Genomic DNA, 5007 nt, shown 5'->3' on the forward strand with positions numbered 1-5007 from the left:
AGCCGTGATATTAAGCTTCTTGATGTTGTTATCGGGATGGGTGCTTCAACAGACTCGAAAGCAAACCGTATCCGCTTTGCTGGACATGACTATGCAGCAATCGCTGATTACGGGCTACTAGAGAAAGCAGTAAACTCAGCTCGAGCACACGGTATCGAAGCTAAAGTCGGTAACATCTTCTCAGCAGATACCTTCTACACACCAGAGCCAGAAGTGTTTGATACATTAGAAAAATACAACATTCTTGGTGTAGAGATGGAAGCTGCAGGTTTATTTGCAGTTGCAGCAGAAGAAGGGGCTAAAGCTCTATGTATTTTAACTGTATCAGATCATATCCGTACAGGTGAAAAAACAACTTCTGATGAAAGACAAAACAGTTTCAATGAAATGATAATCATTGCACTAGATTCGGTTGTAGCAGAGTAACAGAGCAACAACTTTATAGCCAAGGTGGCTGAAAGTGTGTAAAGCACTTTAAAGCGCCTTGGTTAGATTGGAAAATTACTAACGTAATACATAAAACAAATAACATCATTGATGATGATTATTTATTAAACTTAAATAAGGAAATAACTATGAAAAAGTCTCTTTTAGCGCTTAGCGTACTAGCTTTATCGTCTACTTCTGCTTTCGCTGCTGATTACAGTGATGGCGATATTCATAAAGGCGATTACAAATGGGTGCAGTTCAACTTAATGTATTCAGTTGACGAAATGCCTCGCTCAGAAGGTGCTGCTGAAAACACCCACGATTACCTGGAAATGGAATTCGGCGGCCGCTCGGGAATCTTCGATCTTTACGGATACGTTGATGTTTTTAACCTAACAAGTGACTCAAAAAGCGATAAAGCTACGGGTAATGATGCAAAAATATTTATGAAATTTGCACCTCGTATGTCTTTAGATGCGGTAACTGGTAAAGATCTTTCTTTTGGCCCAGTTAAAGAACTATACATTGCCTCTGAATTTACTTGGGATGGTGTTACTACTGGCGCAAATACTTTCGGAGTAAACCAACAGAAAATCGGTCTAGGCTCTGATGTTATGGTACCTTGGTTAGGTAAAATTGGCTTAAACCTATACGGTAATTACGATTCAAATGTAAAAGACTGGAACGGTTACCAGGTATCAACTAACTGGTTTAAACCTTTCTTCTTCTTTGAAAACGATTCATTTATCTCTTACCAGGGTTACATTGATTACCAGTTTAGTATGAAAGAGGAGTACTCTTCTGCAAGCAACGGCGGCGTAATGTTTAACGGTATCTACTGGCATTCAGATCGTTTTGCTCTAGGTTACGGCCTGAAAGCATACTACGATGTTTATGGTATTGAAGACGGCGTATCTTGGGGTGGTTCAGCAGAATCAACTGGTTTCAGCCACTACGTAGCTGCAACTTACAAGTTCTAAATAAAAGAACTTAATCCAAACTGCTTGCTGCCTATGGCAAGTAGTTTGGCTCTTAGCGTAATTTTATTACTTAAGTTCCCTATCGAGCGGGAACTTAATTAATTGAATTGGTATAACTGGAGCCCGAAGAAATGATCTTACTTCCACAAGAAATTATTCGTAATAAACGCGATGGCAAAGTCCTAACCAAGCAAGAAATTGATTTTTTTATCAAAGGAATCACCAACAACTCAGTAACTGAAAGTCAAATTGCAGCATTTGCAATGGCAATCTATTTCCAGGATATGACCATGGATGAGCGTGTTCTGCTGGTTTCGGCAATGCGTGACTCAGGACAGGTATTAGACTGGCAGTCGCTTAATCTAGACGGACCGATTGTAGACAAGCACTCAACAGGCGGTGTCGGTGATGTTACCTCTTTAATGTTAGGCCCTATGGTAGCCGCTTGTGGTGGTTATGTGCCTATGATTTCAGGTCGAGGCCTAGGGCATACAGGTGGCACATTAGATAAATTAGATGCCATTCCTGGTTATAAAACCACACCGGATAGTGCTGAACATTTCCGTAAAATTGTAAAAGATGTCGGCGTTGCAATTATTGCACAGACAGGTGAGTTAGCTCCTGCCGATAAACGTTTTTACGCAACACGCGATATTACCGCAACCGTTGAATCAATTCCGCTGATCACAGCATCCATTTTATCGAAAAAACTGGCATCTGGTCTAGAATCACTGGTAATGGATGTTAAAGCTGGCAGCGGCGCATTTATGCCGACTTATGAATCATCAGAAGATTTAGCAAAAAGCATTGTAGGTGTTGCCAATGGTGCCGGTTGTAAAACCACCGCCCTACTGACCAATATGAATCAGGTACTGGCAAGCAGTGCAGGTAATGCGATTGAAGTACGTGAAGCAGTACAATTTCTGACGGGTGAATATGTAAACCCGCGTTTACATGAAGTAACAATGGCATTATGTGCTGAAATGCTGGTATTAAGCGGCCTTGCAAAAGATGATGCAGAAGCAAAAGTAAAACTGCAGGCAGTGCTGGATAACGGTAAAGCGGCTGAAGTCTTCGGCAAAATGGTTACTGCATTAGGCGGTCCGGCAGATTTTGTTGAAAATTACGATAAGTACCTGGAAACAACTGAAATTATCCGTCCTGTTTATGCGCAGCAGTCTGGTTTCGTGCAGTCAATGGATACTCGCTCAATAGGTATGGCAGTGGTTAATATGGGCGGCGGCAGAATGAAATCAACTGACAGTATTGATTATGCAGTTGGCCTAAACCAGTTTGTTTCAATTGGCGATCAAATTGACAGCGATAAACCACTAGCAATGATACATGCACGCACTGAAGAGCAGTTCACGGAAGCTGAGCGTGCTATTCAACGTGCCATTATTTGTGGAACAGATAAACCTGAATCTGAAACACAAGTTTACCGTCGTATACGTTTACAAGATATTTCCTAAACCTGTAAGTTAATCATTAAACTCAAGTGTTCAAAATAACACTTGAGTTTGTCTAACAAAATATTAAGGAGTTATTATGGAATTATATTGGGTTGAGTGGTTTGGCTATTTAGCTTCACTTGTTGTTTTAGTCTCCTTTCTTATGTCTTCAATCGTCAAACTAAGGGTGATTAATTTTATAGGTTGCATACTTTTTGCAAGCTTTGCTTACTTAACTGATTCTATCCCGACTGTTTTTGTGAATCTAAGTATTGCCTGTATCAATGTATATTACCTGTTCCAGATGTATCGCACCAAAGAAGAGTTTAAAATAATTTCAGCTTCAACAGCTTCAGAATACTTCCAGCATTTTATCGCCGTTAACCAACAAGAGATTGAAAAACAAGTCTCACTGGATAAATTAAAAGAAGCCGACACCTCATTTTATATGTTACGCGATAATAATATTGCCGGCGTGCTTGCAGGCGTAAAAGAAAGCGATGGTGTTTTTCTTATTATGCTCGATTATGTCATCCCGAGATACAGGGACTTTAAACTTGGCAGTTATTATTACAATACCCACCCTGAGTTTATTAAAAACAAAGGAATCGATACATTAAAAGCAATCGCAGACAATGAAGAACATTGTTTTTACCTTGAGAAGATGGGCTTTGTTAAACAATCAGAAAGCGATCCTCACACCTATATAAAGAGACTGTAAAATGAACTATTTCACTCAACTGAATACTCTGCTGGATATGTCATCAGCACCCTACTCTGGTTTTAATGTAGCAGCGATTGTTGTTACAGAGGACAATAAAGTCTATAAAGGGGTTAATGTCGAATCTGCCGCCTACCCGACAACTAATTGTGCAGAACGAAATGCTCTCCAGACTGCTGTGACTGAAGGCGCAAAAATAGGTGATATTAAAGAAGTTCATGTACTAGGCCGCAACTCAGAAAAGCTATTGGTTAAAGCTTATCCTTGCGGATCATGCCGACAAGTAATAGCAGAGCAGTCTGCTAATGACGCTATGGTTTACTGTTATGCTTCTGAAACTGATGTGGAAATGTTCACTATTGCCGAGTTATTACCCCATGCATTTTTAGGGGCTGAATTATAAACTGCAAATAATTCATTTACTTGTATCTGCAAAAGTAAATATTAATATTGACGAGTCCCATAATTTATTTGCAATGTTTAATAAAGGGGCTCGTTATTAACGGCAATTTATAAGCAAATTGTTTTAAATTACCATTAAAAGCAGCGAATACAGATCAAAAACATCCAGCATAAGCAAAATACCGTAACTTACTCACACATAATTTATTTTCTCTTGCAACACACTCTAATTTCTCGCTTTTCTAAAAACACGATGATAACCCTTGGGTAAAACTTTTAGTTTCCCGTCAAATAAAATCACACCTTTGTAAACAACACATTTTGTTAACCCGACAAAAACGATGCTAACAATAATAATTATAGCGATCTAGATCGCATTTTATCGACTGCTGAATAAATAAACTACTTTCGATTATTCAATTAACTGAGGTTCAAAATGCAAGAAATTTTAATGGCTTTATTCGCAGGACTTATCGTTGGTCTGCTTTTCTCTTTTTTAAAGTTACCTTTACCAGCTCCACCTGTTTTACCAGGAATTATGGGCATTGCAGGCGTGTATGTAGGCGGACTAGTATTCCAACAATATATCAGCAGCTTCTTATCGTAAGTAGCTGTTAATAAATAACTTAACCTAAATAGGAGAAATAGATGCCTTCTCGTCAAGAGCTAGCAAACGCAATTCGTGCCCTTAGTATGGATGCCATTCAAAAATCAAATTCAGGTCACCCTGGAGCACCAATGGGGATGGCGGATATCGCTGAAGTTCTTTGGCGTGATTTCTTAAAGCATAACCCGACTAACCCGAAATGGGCTGATCGCGACCGTTTTGTTCTGTCGAATGGTCATGGTTCAATGCTGATCTATTCTCTCTTACATTTAACAGGCTACGATCTGTCAATTGACGATATCAAGTCTTTCCGTCAACTGCACTCTAAAACACCCGGTCACCCGGAACTCGGCTATACGCCAGGTATTGAAACAACTACTGGCCCATTAGGCCAAGGTGTTACTAACGCTGTTGGTA

At 39.6% G+C, this 5007-nt stretch carries 7 protein-coding genes; all 7 read left to right on the top strand.

Features of this window, described 5'->3' with window-relative positions; all coding sequences use genetic code 11:
* A partial coding sequence (locus AC4GME_RS06280) for a phosphorylase family protein (protein ID WP_490379143.1) occupies positions 1-426 on the top strand: 426 nt, incomplete at its 5' end.
* 149 nt (positions 427-575) lie between these two features.
* On the top strand, positions 576-1409 hold the full coding sequence (locus tag AC4GME_RS06285; RefSeq protein WP_490379144.1) for a nucleoside-specific channel-forming Tsx family protein: 834 nt from the start codon (positions 576-578) through the stop codon (positions 1407-1409).
* 134 nt (positions 1410-1543) lie between these two features.
* Positions 1544-2881 carry a thymidine phosphorylase gene (gene deoA / locus AC4GME_RS06290; RefSeq protein ID WP_490379145.1) on the top strand — a complete coding sequence of 446 codons (1338 nt, stop codon included), beginning with the start codon at positions 1544-1546 and terminating at the stop codon, positions 2879-2881.
* A 76-nt stretch (positions 2882-2957) separates the two neighbouring features.
* Positions 2958-3581 carry a hypothetical protein gene (locus AC4GME_RS06295; protein ID WP_490378802.1) on the top strand — a complete coding sequence of 208 codons (624 nt, stop codon included), beginning with the start codon at positions 2958-2960 and terminating at the stop codon, positions 3579-3581.
* 1 nt (position 3582) lies between these two features.
* On the top strand, positions 3583-3984 hold the full coding sequence (gene cdd / locus AC4GME_RS06300; RefSeq protein ID WP_490378801.1) for a cytidine deaminase: 402 nt from the start codon (positions 3583-3585) through the stop codon (positions 3982-3984).
* A gap of 450 nt (positions 3985-4434) precedes the next feature.
* Positions 4435-4590, top strand: a complete 156-nt coding sequence (locus AC4GME_RS06305; RefSeq protein ID WP_490378800.1) for a XapX domain-containing protein — start codon at positions 4435-4437, stop codon at positions 4588-4590.
* 41 nt (positions 4591-4631) lie between these two features.
* Positions 4632-5007: thiamine pyrophosphate-binding protein (locus AC4GME_RS06310; RefSeq protein WP_490378799.1), on the top strand; the 376-nt coding region annotated here is incomplete at its 3' end.

Source organism: Psychromonas sp. (genome assembly GCF_983033635.1).